Raw genomic sequence first — 17,356 nt, forward strand, 5'->3', positions numbered from 1 at the left:
CACGTTGACGCGCGCGCCGAGGCCGATGGCGACGGTGCGCTAAAAACGTGTTGGACTAAGCCGCGGGCGCGATTCAGGTCCTATGGGTATTGAAGGGTGGCGGCTCCAAGGAAAGGCGCCGCAGGGGCGGTGGTGACGAGGGTCGCCGCTGGGTGCACGGGACGAAAACAGCGCCGATTTCGAATTCGACAAGGGGTATGGCCGTGATAACCTGCCGGGAGGGGCTGGTAGGCGCGACGGCACGCACCTTCGCGGTACCGACCGGTTTTCCGGCGGAACGATGCGTTACGGTGACGATGAAAGCGGCGCGCTTCTTTCATGACGTATCCCAGCAATGCACGGGTCCGCTGACGCCGTCGAAAGTTTCGATGGTGATCATCTGCCCCTGACGACAGGCCGGGCATTGCCTGAGGGAACACCCGGTGAGTTCCTCGTAACGGTCGCGATAGTCCTTCGGAGCCTGGCTCTCTGATGGCGCGGGAACCGGCATGCCGAGCAGGTCGCGACAGTGGGCAAGCCTCTGTTGGCGGTAGCGATTGCCAAGAAAACCGTAATAGCGGATCCGATGGAAGCCCTCGGGCAGGACATGTAACAGAAAGCGGCGGATGAATTCGTCGGCCGAGACGCTCATGACTTTTTGCCGATCGCCGTGCCGATAATCCTTCCAACGGAAACGCACAGCGCCATCCTCGATATCGACGAGCCGGTTGTTAGAGATGGCGACACGATGCGTGTAGCGGCCGACGTAGACGAGCACCTGTTCGGGCCCGGCGAAGGGCGGCTTGGCGTAGACGACCCAGTCGGCCTTTCGCAGGGGTGCCAGATAGCGTCGGAAGGCTTTGCGTTCGCCAAGGCGCTGCAAGTCAGAGAAGAACTGCAGCTCGCCCGCATCGAAAGCTTTCTCCAGGAGTTCCAGGAACAAGCGGCGGAACAGGCGAGAGAGCACCCGGACCGGCAGGAAAAAGCCGGGCTTGCAGGCGATCCATCGCGTGCGGTCCGGCGAGAACCCGCCACCCGGGACGACGCAGTGCAGGTGGGGATGGTGCAGTAGATTTTGTCCCCAGGTGTGCAAAACAGCGAAGAAGCCGATCTCGGCGCCGAGATGCTTGGGATCGGCGGCGATGGTGCGTAGCGTCTCGGCGGTGGCGCGAAACAGCATCCCGTAGACGAGCGCCTTGTTCTGATAGGCGACGGCGGCAATGGCCTCCGGCAGCGTGAAGACGACGTGGAAGTACTGTGTGTCGAGCAGCTCGGCGCGGCGATCCTCCAGCCATTGCGCTCGGGCCAGCGACTGGCAGCGGGGGCAATGCCTGTCGCGGCAGCTGTTGAAGGCGATGCGCCGGTGGCCGCAGTGATTGCACGCTTCGACGTGCCCGCCGAGCGCGGCAGTCCGGCACAACTCGATCGCCGTCATGACACGGCGCTGAGCTGTCGACAGCGATGTGTGCTGGGCACGATAGGCCTCACCGTAGCGACGGAAGATGTCCGCCACTTCCGGCCCGGAACGGACCATCGGGAGCTCAGAAATACTCAGGTTTGGGGGGCGGCAGCGGGGTGGGCGCTGGATGTGGCAAAAGTTCGAAGGGGCTCGCCGTGGCGCAGACCTTGTTGGTGGCGATGCGCAGGTAATGGGCGGTGGTTGCGAGGCTGCGGTGACCGAGCAGCAACTGAATGGTGCGCACGTCTGAGCCGGCCTCGAGGAGATGAACGGCGAAGGCGTGTCGCAGGCTGTGCGGTGTCACCGGTTTGGACAAGCCGGAGAGATCGTGCGCTTTTGCGCAGGCTTGCCCAACTGCATCCCTGCTGATTGGATGGCCGACGCGATCGCCAGGGAAGAGCCACGCCTTTGGCCGCCGCATCCTCCAATAGTCTCGCAGGATCTCCAGGAGCTTCGGCGACAGCATCACATAGCGATCCTTCTGGCCCTTTCCCTGCTCGACACGAACGACCATTCTCTGGCTGTCGATGTCCGTGGGCTTCAGGTGCACCGCTTCCGAAATGCGCAGGCCGGCGGCATAGCACGTCGTCAGGATGGCGTGGTATTTGAGATCGGCCACGCAGCCGAGAAAGTGCTGTACTTCATCCGGACTGAGGATGATCGGCAGCTTCTGCGGTTTCTTCGGAAGCGGCAATACCTCTGCAGGCACCCAGTCCCTCTCGAGCGTGACGCTGAAGAAAAAGCGTAACGCCGCAATGGCGGTATGGATTGAGTTAGGCGCCAGCTTCTTCTCGTTGGCCAGATAGACCTGATAGGTCCGAATATCCTCGCGGCCGAGCAAGTCCGGCGCCTTGCCGAAGTGTCGTGCAAACAGCGACACTTGCCGCAGATATGAAAGCTGGGTATTGAGCGAGAAATTGCGCACCTGCATATCCTCGCTCATGCGCTGGCGAAGTGGGGTCATGACGAGCTCCTCTGTCCGATGGGATGGCTGCCAAACAGCCGTCCCATCCTCGCGCAGTTGGGGCTCCTACTGAATACCTGACCTCCTTGCCGCTCCGCGGTAGCGGAGCGGGTTAGTCCACCTACTGAATACCTGACCTCCTTGCCGCTCCGCGGTAGCGGAGCGGGTTAGTCCAATCGCCACTATCTACCCTGCCGGACTATGTCGGGTAGCTATATTTCGATCAAAGATTTCAAGGATTTATAGATAGCGTGTAGAGATAGTTCCTATCCCTTCCAGCAATCCAGCTTGGGAAGGGAGCAAACAATGAAGTATTTCATCAACGATGATATCGCGTTGTCGCGGCCGCCGGAGGGACCGGTGGCGAGTTACATTATTCCATTTGCCGATTGGCTCGCTGATCGAGGCTACGGTCTTGTTTCCATGAGGAACCAGGTGCTGATGGCGGCAGGCTTCAGCAAATGGCTCGGGCATAAGGGGATTGAGCTCAGTGACATAAGTGAAGATCACCCCGGGCGTTATTTGCTGGACCGAGCGCAGCGGCCAAAGCTTGGAAATACCGCCGCTCTTCGACATCTGTTGGCTTTTCTGCGAAGCCAGAACGCAATCGCCGAAGAGATTGAGGCCGATCACAACCCATCGCAGGTAGAACAACATGTGCAGGCATATGAGCGGTATTTGCGAGACGCCGGTGCGCTAGCTCGCGAGACGATCATAAATTACCGGCCGGTCGTCCGAGATTTTCTCAATTTCCGCTTTAGCGATGGCGAGGTGTCGCTCGCACAATTGCGTGCCGTCGACGTGACCGATTTCGTGCAACGGAAGGTTTCACGTCTCAACATGCGACGCGCGAAGATCATTACCACCGCACTGCGGTCGTTTCTCTCTTATGCGCGCTATCGGGGGGACATCACATCAGACCTAGCAGCAGCGGTTCCTATCGTAGCCAACTGGTCACTTTCGTCCATTCCCCGCGGGATCGGCCGCGATGAGGTCACTCGTTTGCTCGCCAGCATCGATCGAGATACGCCGGTCGGATGCCGCGATTATGCGATGATCCTCGCATTGGCGCGATTGGGACTGCGGTCGAGCGAGGTGATCATGCTCGAACTCGATGATATTGATTGGGCCGCCGGACAAATCCATGTGGTTGGCAAGAACGGGCAGCGCAAAGACCTTCCGTTGCCGGCCGACGTTGGCGAAGCGATCGCCGATTACCTATGGAAGGCGCGTCCGCGCAATGCCAGCCGCCGTGTCTTTCTACGCGACAAGGCGCCGATCCAGGGTTTCACCGGCCCATGTGGACTCGGGTCGGTCAATCCGACGCTCACTCAAGAGGGCCGGCATCGACTCTCCCACAAAGGGAGCCCACCAGTTCCGACATGGGCTTGCCTCAGAGATGCTGCGCGGCGGCGCCTCGTTGGGGAGATCGGCGATGTTCTGGGACATCGCCATGTGCAGACAACGGCGATTTACGCCAAGGTCGATCTCGACGCGTTGCGAACACCGGCTTTGCCATGGCCGGGAGAAGCGCAATGAGCACACTCCGACAGGCTGTTCAGGACTACCTCGAGATCGGCGAAGGTTGGGGTTCAAATTGCGAGAGACAGGAAGGGGATTGATCGATTTCGTTACCTTCCTGGAGGCCAATGACACGCCATACATCACGACGGAACTGGCCCTTGCCTGGGCTCAGCGACCGCCGCGGGCGCTGCCTTCGCATTGGGCGACCCGGCTGGGATATGTCCGCGTATTCGCCCGCTATCGCGCTGCTGCCGATCCGCGAACTCAGATTCCGCCAGCAGGTTTGCTGCCCTTTCGGCCGAAGCGGGCACGACCGTATCTCTATTCGAAGGTAGACATCCAACGTCTTCTGGCGGCCGCTCTGGAGATGCCATGCCGATATAGCCGCTGCAAGCTCAGGCCATGGACATACTATTGCCTGTTCGATTGCTGAGCGTTTCCGGCCTGCGTCTCGGCGAGGACCGCAACCTCAAGCTCGCGGACGTTGATTTCGACGCTGCAGTGTTGACGATCCGCGGCACAAAGTTCGGCAAATCCCGTCTCGTGCCGATGCACGCGTCAATCTGTAGAGTGCTTCAGGAATATCTCAAACGCCGCCGGCAGCATTGTGCAGCCCAGGCATCATCGCCTTATTTGTTCACTTCGCAACTGGGCAATCGCCTTGAAAGATAAGTGGACAAAATGGGCAGGATCCGCTCGGGATCTTGCTCGGCTTCGTACCAAAGCACCAGTGTATTCGTCGCGAACACATGCCGCATGTCATGGAGGCGTGGACCGTGGCTGTCAGTTGCGCCGCGCAGGCCGATCTGGCGAGACAGAGCATAGAACGTTCGATGAATGTCTCCGACTCGGCCATGTCCCACGTGGCCGATACCCAATGGTACCTCAGCAGTTCACCCGAATTGATGAAAGAAGCAATGCGCCGCCTTGAACGTCGCTGGGAGGATCGGACATGAACAAGCACGCCAGCCTGGCGCCACTCTTGGAGCGTTTTTTCATCCAACGCCTGATGCAACAGCGGCAGGCAAGCCCGCATACGATCAGCTCCTATCGGGACACATTTCGGCAGTGCTGAAGTTCGCCCAACGAAGGTCGCATAAGCCGCCGACCCGCCTGAGCTTTGAGGAAGTCGACGCGCCGTTGATCGTTTCCTTCCTTGATGACCTGGAGAACCACCAGGGCATCAGCGTCCGCAGCCGCAACTTGCGCCTCACGGCGATTCATTCCTTCTTTCGCTATGCCGCCTTCGAAGCACCCGAGCATTCCGCTCAAATTCAACGTGTTCTTGCCATTCCCAGCAAGCGCTACACTCGAACGTTGCCAGTCGACCGATGTGGTCACCTCTGCCCGCGAAATCGTCATAGCGCCTCTCCCAGGACTACCGCCAAGGACCTGCAGCGCACGCGCCCGTCAAACATTGCGACCCTCAACGGTCCTCAACGGAAGGATACGTTGCATCTCCTCCGCTGCCCAAGGAAATCCTGGCGGCCGTGGCATTGGCGTGTCCTATGAAGCCGTGCGCGAGTGGGGAAGAAATTCGGCAAGGCGCTCTCCGACCGGATCCGCCAGCGGGCTCCTGCTCGCGGGGACAAATGGCCTCTGCGCGAAATCGTTATGTCGATCACGTCGAACAACATTGGCTGCTTTCACATCGAACATCGCCAGCACAAAGCGATAGCAAGCGGTGGCAAGGGGCGGCTGGAACGCGTCTCACAGGTTCAAGATTCTGGCGACAGTGCTTGACCCGCAGATCTCGGGCCAGGTCGCAACGGCTCGCTTGCGCGAAGGATGACCAAAGTCGGCAGTGACAGATCCGGGTCGGGCGGCGGATATACCGGGCTGTCTTCGGCTCTCGGATGAAACGAGCGGCTCAGACGAATAGGCCGCCGATATCGCTCTATAATGAACACCTATTTGTGCTGTTGGCAGAAGCGGAGCATAGGAGATTCGAATGCAACGGATCGCCGATCGCTCTTCGAGCATTGGGATGTAAAAGCATTTGCTATCGTTGTGCTCAGGATCTGGCGAAATTGCCAAACATGCAGTGCCGTGCTCGCGGCCCTCAGTGCATAATACGATCGCGACCAGCGCATTCGCGCTTGCATTGGAGGTGCATTATGACTGCCATCAACGGACTTGGGGGTCCTGTTTGGCAATATGCAGATGACAGCACTGACGGTGCGGCCCCGACTCGCGTCGCTTCTGATGAACTCGGCCAAACGAACAATTCTGACCTTGCGCGGATGGGCTCCGAGCCTCGAGACCTCGAGACTCGCGTCCCGATCGAGGACAGGGCCGGGCAGCGCGGTCATGGTGGGAACTTCAACGTCCCGCATAGATATTATCCACCAAGTCGGGCAGCGAGCTCGTCGTTTTCCCACGACCAGTCCTGGCGCGGCGATCAAGTCTCCGGAAGTTCACAACCAGATTCGCTCTCCTCGCATAGGCGCTTCGCGCCCGACCTGAGTGTCAGGCCAGGAAAGCGGCGTGTCGAGGATGTCGCCGCGCCGAGGTCTCACGCGGCTCCCGCTTCTGATCAACGAGGCCGAACGAAAAACTCTGTCCTTGCACGGATGGGCTCTGAGTCTCGAGACCTGGAGACTCGCGTCCCAATCGAGGACAGGGCCGGGCAGCGCGGTCATGGTGGGAACGTCAACGTCCCGCACAGATATTATCCACCAAGTCGGGCAGAGAGCTCGTCGTTTTCTCACGACCAGTCCTGGCGCGGCGATCAAGTCTCACTCTCCTCGCATATGCGCTTCGCGCCCGACCTGAGTGTCAGGCCAGGAAAGCGGCGTGTCGAGGATGTCGCCGCGCCGAGGTCTCACGCGGCTCCCGCTTCTGATCAACGAGGCCGAACGAAAAACTCTGTCCTTGCACGGATGGGCTCTGAGTCTCGAGACCTGGAGACTCGCATCCCAATCGAGGAAAGGGCCGGGCAGCGCGGTCACGGTGGGAACTTCGAGATTCCGTCTAGATTTTATCGTCGCGCACCAGGTCGGGCAGAAAGCTCGTCATTTTCTCATGACCAATCCTGGCGCGGCGATCAAGCCTCCAGACATTCAAAACCAGACTCGCTCTCCTGGCATAGGCGCTTCGCGCCCGACCTGAGTGTCCGGCCAGGAAAGCGGCGCGTGGACGATGTCGCCGCGCCGAGCTTCCACGGTGGAAGATTAGAGCGGCCCTATAGGTCTTCGGATGCCCTTAATGCAGCGCTAAGGGGCATTGATCGCGCACGCGACGTCCATGGATTCTCAGTTGTAGTGGCGAACTATGCCAGGCAGCTGCGAATGCCGGAGAAGGCAACGTTCCTGCAAAAGGCCGCGGCTGACTTCCGATGCAGATTTGTCGTACGCTTGGCGGAGAATATTCGCGCGGAAGAATCCTGGAACTACGCCAGGATATGCAACGCGGTGAGCGCGGATGCCGGCGGTCGGGAAGGTATGGAAGCTTGCAAGGACTTGGCCGCTCGAGTATCGAGGCTCGACGACGGGCTTATGAACAAAGTTGACGTCCGAGCCTTTCCGCTCCTCGCCTCATCATTCGGTCGGCACTCGCGGGCGGCGGAATGCCGCAAGGGGACGATCAGAATCGCGGAATTTTGTTGTAATGCAAGCCGCGTATTGTCGGAGCAGACCAATCAAGGCCTAGCCTTACTGGTGAATGGCTTCAGCAAGTGGCCGGACGCAGCGGGCTGTCGCCGCGCTACAAGCGCGATCGCCGGTGAGGTCGCTGGCTGGCCCGGCAGGCTGACTGATATTCCGCAGGGGCTGGCGAACCTGGTGAATGGTTTCAGCAAGTGGCCGGAACAGGCGGCCAACCTTCAAGCTACGCTCGCGATCGCCGCTGAGGTCACTCGCCGCGCCACCCGCGATGCCCGGCTCACTGATTTTTTTCCGCAGGAGCTGGCGAACCTGGTGAACGGTTTCAGCAAGTGGCCGGAGGAGGCGGGCTGTCGCGAGGCCACCGTCGCAATCGCCGGTGAGGTGCCTTCCCAGCTCTCCTATTTTGATCCACAGGCGCTGGCGAACCTGGTGAACGGTTTCAGCAAGTGGCCGGAGGAGGCGGGCTGTCGCGAGGCCACCGTCGCAATCGCCGGTGAGGTGCCTTCCCGGCTCTCCGCTTTTAAGCCGCAGGCGCTGGCGAACCTGGTGAACGGTTTCAGCAAGTGGCCGGAGGAGGCTGGCTGTCGCGAGGCCACCGTCGCAATCGCCGGTGAGGTGCCTTCCCGGCTCTCCGCTTTTAAGCCGCAGGAGCTGGCAAACCTGGTGAACGGTTTCAGCAAGTGGCCGGAGGAGGCACCGCGTCGTCGTCTTCCCGCCGAGCCCAGGAAGCTATGCGTCGGAGCGGATGGGTTGATAGTTCGTGTGACTGTGTCGTTCATCTGATCGACTCAGTGGTAGATCAAACAGCGCTTTATCCGCCGAAGCCAGCGGCGTCACTTCAACGTCACTCCTGAAGCAAGCGCACTGGCTCGAATACGGGCAGACGATCGCCACGACCACGAGCAAGCCCATCACGGTGCGTGTGATCAAGAGTGAGGCCGTTCCTTGATTCTGTTCCGCAGCCGTTGGGCCGCACTGGGAATGGACGATGTTGCGCGTGGTGGCGCCGCCGCTGCTTCATCGTGGACAAACGAGGCGATGTCGTTGAGCAGCGCGAGCTCGATGGCTGCGTATGCGGGATCGCCCGAGAGGTTCACCGTTTCCCGTGGGTCGGTCTCGAGATCGAATAACTCTCGTTGGCTCAAGCCGTCGCTGGTGTAGAGAGTAAGCTTGAAGCGTTGGTTCCGCGCCATGGTCGCCTGCATCGATGGATCCCAAAAGCTGCCCCTGTCGTTTACGCCGGAGTTGCGATAAGCACAGATTGCGCTGCTGCGCCTCGTTGCGTTCCGCGATGCCATGGCAACAAGATCCTCGCTTTGCGGGCATGATTGCGTGCTGAGTCCGGCTGCCGTGAGACAGGTGGCAGCGACGTCGCGGCCCTGCGCAAGCGCGGTGCACCGGGTTCCAGCAGCGATGCGGCTTGGCCAGCGCAATAGCAACGGCACTCCGACCGTAGGCTCGTAGAGTGCTACTCCCTTGACGAAGAGCCCATGGTCACCAAGTTGGTCGCCGTGATCGGACATGAAGATGACCAGTGTGTCGTTCGTTAGCCCGGTATCGTCCAGTGCCCTTAGAACTCGACCGATTTGCTCATCAAGGAACGCAATCGAAACGGCATAGCCGATGCGGATCTTGCGGATTTCTTCCGGTGAGAAATCCGTAAAACGCCCGAGATAGGAACTCTGCTGCTCCCGCTGGACGCAGTCGGGTTGCGTCGCCCGCGAAGGAATCGGGCTCGGAATCTTTGCTGCGTCCACTCGATTCCTGAAGGTGGACGGGTAATCCTCATAGGGATCATGGGGATCGAACAGGCTCATCAGGCAAAAGAACGGCTGCCGTTCCGCTTTCATCGACTGTATGAATGCGATGGTTCGATCCGCCGCCCACTTGCTCATGTGGACGGCTTCAGGGTGGTGAAGCTCGCCGCGGCCGTTGCGGTGAAGCGCAGCGAGGAAGTCCGGTGCGGTTTCGCGGAGCCAAGCGGTATAGCCGTTGAACGGGCTCTGCATCGCGACCGACGGTTCCAGGCACCATTCATAAATATCAAAACCGTCATGCGGGTGCCGCTCGTGTTCTTCCTTAAGACGGCTGCTGACGTGGAGTTTGCCAAAAAGCGCGGTGCAGTAGCCGGCTTCCTCTCGCAGTCGTTCTGTGAAAAGCACTTCGTCCGGGGGCAGGTTGTCATGCACCCGCTCGACCCCGTGGCCCGGCACGGGCTTGCCTGTAAGGATGCTGGCGCGCGAAGGCGTGCAGATGGGGTTGTCGACGGTGCAGTGCTCAAAGACCGCTCCGGCATTTCCCAGCTCATCGAGATTAGGTGTCGGAATCCAGTCGCAGCTGTAGACGCCAAGCGTATCCCGACGTTGCTGGTCCGTCATGATCATCAAAATGTTCGGCGGTGTCATGATGCTTACCTCGACGACTACAGCATGATTTCGGGGAGGGCGGCTTTGGCTTTCTCCCGTAGTCCCGATACGACCTGGGGATCGAGCCAGCGATACGGCCGGCGCAGCCGCGTGCCGATGTCCGCCCATCCTCCGATCGCGGCCAACAGCTTGTCCAGTGCAGCATTCGAATAACCGTGCACTTTGGCGAGGGGTGTGATGTGGACTTCGAGGAAAGTGCGCAGACGTGCTTCCACCTTGAGAGCCTGTTCGATGTCGCTGGCCATCGATGCGGTCCAGCGCTGCGCTCCCGACGGGCTCAGGCAGGCGACGTTAGAGAATGCCCCGACGGCAACGCCTTGTTTGACGCCCGTCGCAAGATGATGTCCGGGAACATAAATTCCCCAGGCATCGAGCCACTGGCGGGCTTGCTCATACCAGGATGAGTCTCCGTCTCCGAGCTTGACGCCAACGATCTCGGGCACCGGCGCGAGGATCTCCGCCAGTTCGGCCGGGGCAAAGACGCGCTTTGCATGCGGCGGATGGTAGAGAACCAGCGGTGCCGAGCCGGCCGCCTCTGCAGCCATCCCGAGGAAATCCGATGCCTCGTCTGTGGTCACGGGCCACCAATCCGGAAGGATCACCTGGATTGCCTCCGGCTCGAGCCTTGCCGCCCTTCGCACGCGTTCCAGGGATATCCGTGGATCAGGTTGGCAGGCGCCGATGACGAAAGGCATCGCCGCGGGCTTGCAGCGATCCGCCAGCAGCTGCTGAATGGCATCGAATTCTGCCTCTGTTTGATTGTGGAATTCACCCGCAGTGCCGTTGGAGTAGATGCCATCCACGCCGGCTGCGATCAGGTGGTCGATTTCGTCGGTAAGGCGCGCGTAATCGATCGAATCGTCATCATTTATCGGCAAGAGCAGCGTCGCCCAGTTTCCGCGAATGCGGCCCCAGCGACCATTCTGCCATTCGAACTTTACGGCTGCCACCACACCTCACCTCCCTTTGCGGCCTCGGGATTCAGCTGCGCTTTCCAGCTATGCCGGCGGCTGAATCCATTCGTCGTTCATTTATAGACTTGCAAAATATCCTACAAGTCGATATACCTCAACCGTATTGGAAGCCTGTGCACAGGGAGTGATGCTTGGCAAAGCCGATAAAGCCGTTGGCGCGTCCGCCGCTTCTGCATGTCAGCGTGCAGGAGAGCCTGCGCAGCTATATCGAGGATAATAAGCTTTCCGCGGGCGCGGCCCTGCCGCCGGAGACTTTCCTGGCGCAGCAACTGGGGGTCGGACGCAACTCCGTGCGCGAGGCGATCAAGGCGCTGGAATCGGTCGGCATCCTCGAGACGCGACGCGGCATCGGGGTTTTCGTCAAGGAATTCTCGTTTGCGCCATTGCTGGACAATCTTGCCTACGGTCTGCAGGCTTCGCTGCGCGACGTCGAAGAGTTGCAGGAGATCCGTCGCGTATTGGAAACCGGCCTGATCGATAGAACCATCGAGATGATCGGCGAGGAGGATATTGCCGAGCTCCGCGAGCTAACCGATCGCATGCGTCAACGCGCTGAACGCGGCGAGAGCTTTGCCGAGGAAGACCAGCAATTTCACCAGCTGCTGTTCCGCTGCCAAAACAACAAGATGCTGAGCGCGCTGATCGATATCTTCTGGTCTGCTTTCTACAAGGCTTCGGACCTTACAAATCTGACCAATCCGAACCCTCTGGCCACCTGGCGCGATCACCACGAGATTGTCGAAGCCGTTGCGGCCAGAGATGTCGAGGCAGCGCGCAGGCGTCTTGGCGAACACTATTCCGGAATCAGGAGGGTTATCGCGATGAACCGGCCCGAGGAGGAGCTCGATCCGGTCCAGCAATAAACTGAATACAAGAGGAGGAGAGCATGCATCGACGAAATTTCGGCCGCCTTCTGGCGGTGGCAGCCTTTGCTTTTGCCAGTGCCACCGCGATGGTGTCCACGCCGGTTCTGGCGCAGGAGAAAAAGACCATTGTCGGCGGCTTCGACGTGGGGCCGGGCGGTTTTCCCGGTAACTTCAACCCGCAGACCGCAACCGCCGGCTTTACTTGGCTCAACACCTATTTCGAGCCGCTGGTCATCTACACATCCGATCTGTCGAAGCTCGTCGGCGCGCTCGCATCCGAGTTCACCGTCAGCGAAGATAACCTTTCCTACACCTTCAAGCTGGTCGATACGAAGTGGCACGACGGCGAGCCCTTCACCTCGGCGGACGTCAAGTTCACATTGGAACTCGCCAAGAACGCCGACAGCGGCAGTATTTTCGCCGCCCGGCTCGCCGACATCGCGTCGATCGAGGCTCCTGACGAGCACACGGCAGTCGTCAAGCTCAACAAGCCCAACTCGGCCTTCCTGTCCGTCTTGGCGCAGGTGATGATGCTGCCGGAGCACGCCCTGTCGTCCATGGATGTCAAGGAAATCGCCAAGAGCCCGTGGTGGTCGACAAAACCGGTTGGCACAGGTCCGTTCAAGTTTGTGAAGTATGTCAGCGATCAGTATGTCGAAATGGCTGCCTATGACGGTTATCGGGGCGGCAAGCCGAAGGTGGATCGCTTGATCAACCGGTATTTCGCCAATCCCGCTGCGGCCGTCTCGGCACTCTCGGCTGGAGAGATCCAGTTCACCTTCGCCGAGCCTGACGACGCCAAGACCTTCAAGGGCAATGACGACTTCCAGATCATCGAAGGCGACTCCTATGTGGTGAACTACATCGGCTTCAATCACAGGGCCGGAATCTGGAACGACCTTCGCGTGCGGCAGGCGGTCATCCACGCCATCGATCGAAACGCGATCATTTCAAGTCTGTTCGGCGGTGCGGCCAAGATGGCCAACTGCGGCTATGTCGTGCCGCAGCTCGTTCCGAACGGCCTTGACGATTATGCCTACGACCCGCAGAAGGCGAAGGAACTGCTTGAGGAGGCAGGCTGGGACGAGATCAACGGCGACAAGCCGATCCCGTGGCTCACCTACTATAACACGCCGCAGGTAGCCAACGTCATGGCGGCGATCCAGGCCATGCTCGCGCAGGTTGGCATCAATGTGGCGCCGCGCGCCCTTGATGTCCCGAGCTACAACGGCATCGTCCGAAGTGAGAAGTGGTCGGAGTTCCCGCTGGTCTATGCCGGCCTGCAGAACGGCCCCAACCCGGCTTCGCTCAACGTCGGGCTCAATGCCGCCCAGATACCGCCCGCCGGCAACAACATCATGCGTGTCGAGATGCCTCAGCTTACCGAGGCATTGAATGCGGCGATGGCGGAGACTGATCCGGCCAAGGCGGACGCCAAGTGGCAGCAGGTCTGCAAGGAAATGAACGCTGAGCTTCCCTGGAGCCCGATGTGGGTCGCGAGCCGCTACGGGGTCGCGTCCAGCAAGCTCAAGGACTTCTTCTGGACGCCTGCTCCGGGCGGCGGTCCATTCGTCTCCCACCCGGAGAAGTGGGATATCGCTCCGTAAATGGGGCTGGGGCGAGGGGCGGCCGGACGGTCAAGTCCGGCCGCATCCCTACTGCATGTTTCCTTTAATCGGAGCCGATTTAAGGACAAAAATATGCGGCAATTCAAAGCGCTACAGCGTCTTTTGCGCGTCTGATAAGACGCGCGGCGCTGTAGGGGACCCTGTTGGTGAAACATGCTGCAATATGTCCTCCGCCGCACGGTTGTCGGCCTGCTCATGCTCTTGGCCCTGACCGTCCTCATCTTTACGCTGCTGCGGCTCACGCCCGGCGACCCTATCGATGCCTACATCAACCCGTCGGTCCCGATGTCAGCCTCGGATCTTGTGGCGCTGCGCACGCGCCTCGGCCTCGATCAGCCGCTGCCGGTGCAGTATTTCGCCTGGCTTGGTGCCGCCGTGACCGGAGATTTCGGCTATTCCATCCAGCGCGGCGGCGAACCAGTGCTGCCGCTCGTCCTCGGCCGCATTGGACCGACGATCCTGCTGATGTTCAGCGGGCTTGCTATCTCAGTCGTCGTTGGGATAGCAGCCGGCATCCTTGCCGCAGTCCGGCGCAACCAGTTCGCCGATCTCTCGCTGTCCACGGCGGCTTTCGTCGGCATCTCCAGCCCGGCCTTCCTGACGGCCCTTTTGGGGCTGTATGTGTTTGCGGTCGTCTTGCGGTGGGTGCCGGCCGGAGGCATGCTGACACCGGGCGCTCCCTTCTCCGTCGGCGACCTGCTGGCGCACCTCATCCTGCCGGCGGCCCTGCTTTCGATCGGCCACGGCGCGCTGATCATGCGCTATATGCGCTCCTCACTGCTCGAGGTGCTGTCGCAGGATTACGTGCGGACGGCGCGCGCCAAAGGCGTTCGCGAGTTCTGGGTTATCGTCAAACATGCTGTGCGCAATGCCCTGCTGCCGGTGATCACGGTGATCGGATCCACGATCGGTATCGCAATCGGGGGCGCCATCTTCATTGAGAGCGTGTTTGACTGGCCGGGAATGGGCCTGTTGATGATCAACGCCGTGGTCCGACGCGACTATCCCGTCATCATGTGTGCGACGCTGCTGACTGGCGCCTGCGTCATCCTCGTCAACCTCTTGACCGACATCGCCTATGCCGCTGTCGATCCGCGTATCAAGGTGGCGTAAGATGACCAGCCTGACGAAGATACGTTCGGCCGGCCCCATCCGTCGCGCGATGTCGCGCTTTCTTAACAACGGCGCGGCCGTGGCCGGTTCGGCCATCCTGATTCCGATCCTGTTGCTCACCCTTACCTATGATCTGTGGTGGCCTTACAAACCCAACGACATCGACCTCCTGGCGATGAACCAGGGGCCGTCGTCAGCTCACTGGCTTGGAAGCGACGGCGTGGGGCGGGATATCATGGCGCGACTCCTGCAGGGCGGCCGGATCTCGCTGCTCGTGGCGACAGCGTCGATGGCGATTTCCACGTTTATCGGCTTCTTCGTCGGCTCCGTCGCCGGCTTCGGAGGGCGCCTCGTTGACGGTGCTACGATGCGCCTCGTGGACCTTGCCATGACCTTGCCGCCGATCATCTTCCTCCTGGTCCTCGCCTCGATCGTTGGCAGCGGCATCATGCCGACGATCCTCGTGATTTCGCTACTGTCGTGGCCGGTGCTCTCGCGCATGGTCCGGGCGCGGCTGCTGGAGCTGCGCGAGCGGGATTTCGTCGTGGCATCGCGCGGTATGGGCGCGGGCCTCAGGCACCTGCTGTTTCGGCATGCTCTGCCCAATACGATCGATATTCTCGTGGTCTATGCCACGTTGCAGGTGGCGAGCGGTATCCTGCTGGAGGCAGGCCTCTCCTTCCTCGGCCTCGGCGTCACGCCACCGGAAGCGAGCTGGGGCAACATGCTGAACGCTGCCCGCGCGACACATGTCCTCGAAAATTACCCCTGGCAATGGATGTTCCCCGGCGCGGCGCTCGTCGTGACCGTCCTTGCCATCAACTTCGTGGGCGATGGGCTTCGTGATGCCTTCGACCCGCGCTCCGAACTCAAGTGAAAGGTCTGAAATGCCCCTCTTTACCGGCGTCATTCCCCCTGTCGTCACCCCGCTCACCACAAGCTTCGAAGTGGATTACCCTTCGTTCACGCGTGTCATCGACCATCTCATCGATGGTGGTGTGCACGGCCTGTTCGTACTCGGGTCGACCAGCGAGGTCGTGTTCCACGACGAAACCACGCGGCGGCGCATCATCGAACATGCGGTCGAGCGGGTGCGCGGTCGCGTGCCGATCCTGGTCGGAGTGATCGACCCCACGACGGAGCGCGTGATTGCCCACGCACGGGTCGCGCAGTCGGCAGGTGCCGACGCTGTCGTCGTGACCGCCCCGTTCTACACGCGTACCAATCAGTCCGAGACCATCGACCACTTCCGCTACATCCGGGAGGCGGTCGAGATACCGGTGATCGCCTACGACATTCCGGTCTGCGTCGGTACAAAGCTCGAACGGAAAACCACCGTCACCCTCGCGCGCGAAGGCACCGTTGTCGGTCTCAAGGATTCAAGCGGTGACGATGGCAATCTTCGCTACGTCATGGCCGACACTGCCGATCTCGCCGACTTCTTCGTCATGACCGGATCCGAAATCGTCGCCGACAGCGTCGTGAACATGGGGGCGCATGGCATTGTGCCCGGCCTCGGAAATGTCGATCCACACGGCTATGTGCGCCTGTGGAATCTGTGCCAGGCGGGCGATTTCACGGCCGCACGCCAGGAACAGGAGCGGCTTTGCCGGCTTTTTGAGATGGTGTGGGTCAGCCTGCAGCGGACCAGTGCAGGTTCTGCTGGCGTGGGTGCCTTCAAGACCGCCATGCGCCGGCTCGGCGTCATCGACACCAACATCATGGCCCGTCCGCAACGATCCCTCAATGACGAAGAGGCCGCGATCATCGATCGCATCCTGCGTCAAACCGGCCTCCTGGACTGATGATGAATGTAGAGCCGATCCTCGAGATTTCGGGACTGACCACGGTTTTTCGCATTGCCGATCGCGAGATCGTCGCCGTGCGCGATCTCAATCTCACCGTCGCGACGGGAGAAACCGTGGCGCTGGTCGGCGAGTCCGGCTCTGGAAAGTCGGTGACGAGCCTGTCGATCATGGGTCTCCTGCCGCGCGGCGTTGGCCGTATCGCCGCGGGAACGCTTCGCCTCAGACGCAAGACGGGGGAGGTCGTCGAACTTCAGAGCATCGGCGGCGAAGCGTTGCGCCGGGTGCGCGGCAACGATATCGGTATGGTCTTTCAGGAACCACTGACCAGCCTCAATCCGGTCTATACCGTCGGTGAGCAGATTGCCGAGCCGATCCGCATTCACCTCGGCAAGTCCCGCCGCGAGGCTCTGGCCGATGCCATCCAGCGGCTGGAGGATGTCGGCATTCCCGATCCACGCCGGCGTGCCGGACAATATCCGCACGAATTGTCGGGCGGCATGCGGCAGCGGGCAACGATCGCCATGGCTCTGGCATGCAACCCGACGCTGCTGATCGCTGACGAGCCTACAACTGCCCTCGATGTCACCATCCAGGCGCAGATCCTCGACCTGCTCGGCCATCTGCAACGGGAACGTGGTATGGGCATGCTGTTCGTCACCCACAACCTCGGGGTCGTTGCGGAGATCGCCGATCGCGTGGCAGTCATGTATGCCGGCTCGGTCGTCGAGACCGGGAGCGTGGCGCGGGTCTTCGCCCATCCGCGCCACCCCTATACCCAGGGGCTGATGCGCTCTGTGCCGCGGCTTGGAACAGCAACGCGCCTCAAGGAAGCGGGCACGCCGCTGCCGACGATTGCCGGATCGGTTCCAAGTCTCATGAACCTGCCTGAGGGCTGTCCATTTGCGCCGCGCTGTCCCTATCGGATAGAGGCCTGCTCTAAGGCTTACCCGCCGCTCGTCGAAACCGGCGACGGCCAGTTCAGTCGCTGCATTCGCTGGCAGGAGATCTGA

The 17,356-nt window shown here is 60.8% G+C and carries 16 protein-coding genes and 1 pseudogene; 12 read left to right on the plus strand and 5 right to left on the minus strand.

The genetic code is table 11. The features are described 5' to 3' along the window. Positions 1–316: 316 nt before the first annotated feature. Positions 317–1,513, minus strand: coding sequence for an IS91 family transposase (locus ILFOPFJJ_RS30180; protein WP_173514170.1), 1,197 nt, complete (start codon positions 1,511–1,513; stop codon positions 317–319). Between the two features lie 7 nt (positions 1,514–1,520). Then, on the minus strand, positions 1,521–2,402 hold the full coding sequence (locus ILFOPFJJ_RS30185) for a tyrosine-type recombinase/integrase (protein ID WP_173514171.1): 882 nt from the start codon (positions 2,400–2,402) through the stop codon (positions 1,521–1,523). A 306-nt stretch (positions 2,403–2,708) separates the two neighbouring features. Here ILFOPFJJ_RS30185 and ILFOPFJJ_RS30190 point away from each other — a divergent pair, with 306 nt between their 5' ends. From ILFOPFJJ_RS30190 to ILFOPFJJ_RS35490, 4 genes are all read left to right on the plus strand, one after another. Then, positions 2,709–3,941: a tyrosine-type recombinase/integrase gene (locus tag ILFOPFJJ_RS30190; protein WP_246299910.1), complete on the plus strand. Its 1,233-nt coding sequence runs from the start codon at positions 2,709–2,711 to the stop codon at positions 3,939–3,941. 79 nt (positions 3,942–4,020) lie between these two features. After that, complete coding sequence (locus tag ILFOPFJJ_RS35480) at positions 4,021–4,359, plus strand: site-specific integrase (protein ID WP_246299924.1); 339 nt, start codon at positions 4,021–4,023, stop codon at positions 4,357–4,359. Continuing rightward, positions 4,329–4,598, plus strand: a complete 270-nt coding sequence (locus tag ILFOPFJJ_RS35485) for a tyrosine-type recombinase/integrase (protein WP_246299911.1) — start codon at positions 4,329–4,331, stop codon at positions 4,596–4,598. Before ILFOPFJJ_RS35480 ends, ILFOPFJJ_RS35485 begins: the two co-directional genes overlap by 31 nt. A gap of 32 nt (positions 4,599–4,630) precedes the next feature. Then, positions 4,631–4,882 carry a hypothetical protein gene (locus tag ILFOPFJJ_RS35490; RefSeq protein WP_246299912.1) on the plus strand — a complete coding sequence of 84 codons (252 nt, stop codon included), beginning with the start codon at positions 4,631–4,633 and terminating at the stop codon, positions 4,880–4,882. Positions 4,883–4,973: 91 nt separating this feature from the next. Here ILFOPFJJ_RS35490 and ILFOPFJJ_RS36800 read toward each other — a convergent pair whose 3' ends face one another. After that, positions 4,974–5,288 (minus strand): hypothetical protein, encoded by a 315-nt coding sequence (locus tag ILFOPFJJ_RS36800; RefSeq protein ID WP_246299913.1) that lies wholly within the window; start codon positions 5,286–5,288, stop codon positions 4,974–4,976. A 127-nt stretch (positions 5,289–5,415) separates the two neighbouring features. On the opposite strand from ILFOPFJJ_RS36800, the pseudogene ILFOPFJJ_RS35500 reads away from it, so the two are divergent. Together ILFOPFJJ_RS35500 and ILFOPFJJ_RS30210 are read left to right on the plus strand one after the other, a co-directional pair. Beyond that, positions 5,416–5,569 (plus strand): annotated as a pseudogene (locus ILFOPFJJ_RS35500) (IS6 family transposase); the annotation flags it as partial. Positions 5,570–7,549: 1,980 nt separating this feature from the next. Then, positions 7,550–8,314, plus strand: a complete 765-nt coding sequence (locus tag ILFOPFJJ_RS30210) for a hypothetical protein (protein WP_173514172.1) — start codon at positions 7,550–7,552, stop codon at positions 8,312–8,314. Between the two features lie 143 nt (positions 8,315–8,457). On the opposite strand, the gene ILFOPFJJ_RS30215 is transcribed toward ILFOPFJJ_RS30210, so the two are convergent. Further along, positions 8,458–10,065: a sulfatase family protein gene (locus ILFOPFJJ_RS30215; protein WP_173514173.1), complete on the minus strand. Its 1,608-nt coding sequence runs from the start codon at positions 10,063–10,065 to the stop codon at positions 8,458–8,460. Further along, positions 9,954–10,910, minus strand: coding sequence for a dihydrodipicolinate synthase family protein (locus tag ILFOPFJJ_RS30220; RefSeq protein WP_312032758.1), 957 nt, complete (start codon positions 10,908–10,910; stop codon positions 9,954–9,956). Before ILFOPFJJ_RS30220 ends, ILFOPFJJ_RS30215 begins: the two co-directional genes overlap by 112 nt. Before the next feature lie 152 nt (positions 10,911–11,062). Here ILFOPFJJ_RS30220 and ILFOPFJJ_RS30225 point away from each other — a divergent pair, with 152 nt between their 5' ends. From ILFOPFJJ_RS30225 to ILFOPFJJ_RS30250, 6 genes are all read left to right on the plus strand, one after another. Then, complete coding sequence (locus ILFOPFJJ_RS30225) at positions 11,063–11,794, plus strand: FadR/GntR family transcriptional regulator (protein WP_173514174.1); 732 nt, start codon at positions 11,063–11,065, stop codon at positions 11,792–11,794. Positions 11,795–11,817: 23 nt separating this feature from the next. After that, complete coding sequence (locus ILFOPFJJ_RS30230) at positions 11,818–13,404, plus strand: ABC transporter substrate-binding protein (RefSeq protein ID WP_173514175.1); 1,587 nt, start codon at positions 11,818–11,820, stop codon at positions 13,402–13,404. 174 nt (positions 13,405–13,578) lie between these two features. Continuing rightward, positions 13,579–14,538: an ABC transporter permease gene (locus ILFOPFJJ_RS30235; RefSeq protein ID WP_173514176.1), complete on the plus strand. Its 960-nt coding sequence runs from the start codon at positions 13,579–13,581 to the stop codon at positions 14,536–14,538. Then, positions 14,504–15,415 (plus strand): ABC transporter permease, encoded by a 912-nt coding sequence (locus ILFOPFJJ_RS30240; RefSeq protein ID WP_173514177.1) that lies wholly within the window; start codon positions 14,504–14,506, stop codon positions 15,413–15,415. Before ILFOPFJJ_RS30235 ends, ILFOPFJJ_RS30240 begins: the two co-directional genes overlap by 35 nt. A gap of 10 nt (positions 15,416–15,425) precedes the next feature. Continuing rightward, positions 15,426–16,343, plus strand: coding sequence for a dihydrodipicolinate synthase family protein (locus ILFOPFJJ_RS30245; protein WP_173514178.1), 918 nt, complete (start codon positions 15,426–15,428; stop codon positions 16,341–16,343). Positions 16,344–16,345: 2 nt separating this feature from the next. After that, positions 16,346–17,356 carry an ABC transporter ATP-binding protein gene (locus ILFOPFJJ_RS30250; protein WP_173514179.1) on the plus strand — a complete coding sequence of 337 codons (1,011 nt, stop codon included), beginning with the start codon at positions 16,346–16,348 and terminating at the stop codon, positions 17,354–17,356.

Origin of the sequence: Sinorhizobium psoraleae (genome assembly GCF_013283645.1) — a bacterium.
In the GTDB taxonomy this organism is placed as follows: Bacteria; Pseudomonadota; Alphaproteobacteria; order Rhizobiales; family Rhizobiaceae; genus Sinorhizobium; species Sinorhizobium psoraleae.

Coding starts and splice junctions, on each gene's coding strand:
- ILFOPFJJ_RS30180 (WP_173514170.1), bottom strand. CDS start 1,513: ATGGTCCGTTCCGGGCCGGAAGTGGCGGACATCTTCCGTCGCTACGGT.
- ILFOPFJJ_RS30185 (WP_173514171.1), bottom strand. CDS start 2,402: ATGACCCCACTTCGCCAGCGCATGAGCGAGGATATGCAGGTGCGCAAT.
- ILFOPFJJ_RS30190 (WP_246299910.1), top strand. CDS start 2,709: ATGAAGTATTTCATCAACGATGATATCGCGTTGTCGCGGCCGCCGGAG.
- ILFOPFJJ_RS35485 (WP_246299911.1), top strand. CDS start 4,329: ATGGACATACTATTGCCTGTTCGATTGCTGAGCGTTTCCGGCCTGCGT.
- ILFOPFJJ_RS36800 (WP_246299913.1), bottom strand. CDS start 5,288: ATGACGATTTCGCGGGCAGAGGTGACCACATCGGTCGACTGGCAACGT.
- ILFOPFJJ_RS30215 (WP_173514173.1), bottom strand. CDS start 10,065: ATGGGCGGACATCGGCACGCGGCTGCGCCGGCCGTATCGCTGGCTCGA.
- ILFOPFJJ_RS30230 (WP_173514175.1), top strand. CDS start 11,818: ATGCATCGACGAAATTTCGGCCGCCTTCTGGCGGTGGCAGCCTTTGCT.
- ILFOPFJJ_RS30235 (WP_173514176.1), top strand. CDS start 13,579: ATGCTGCAATATGTCCTCCGCCGCACGGTTGTCGGCCTGCTCATGCTC.
- ILFOPFJJ_RS30240 (WP_173514177.1), top strand. CDS start 14,504: ATGCCGCTGTCGATCCGCGTATCAAGGTGGCGTAAGATGACCAGCCTG.
- ILFOPFJJ_RS30245 (WP_173514178.1), top strand. CDS start 15,426: ATGCCCCTCTTTACCGGCGTCATTCCCCCTGTCGTCACCCCGCTCACC.
- ILFOPFJJ_RS30250 (WP_173514179.1), top strand. CDS start 16,346: ATGAATGTAGAGCCGATCCTCGAGATTTCGGGACTGACCACGGTTTTT.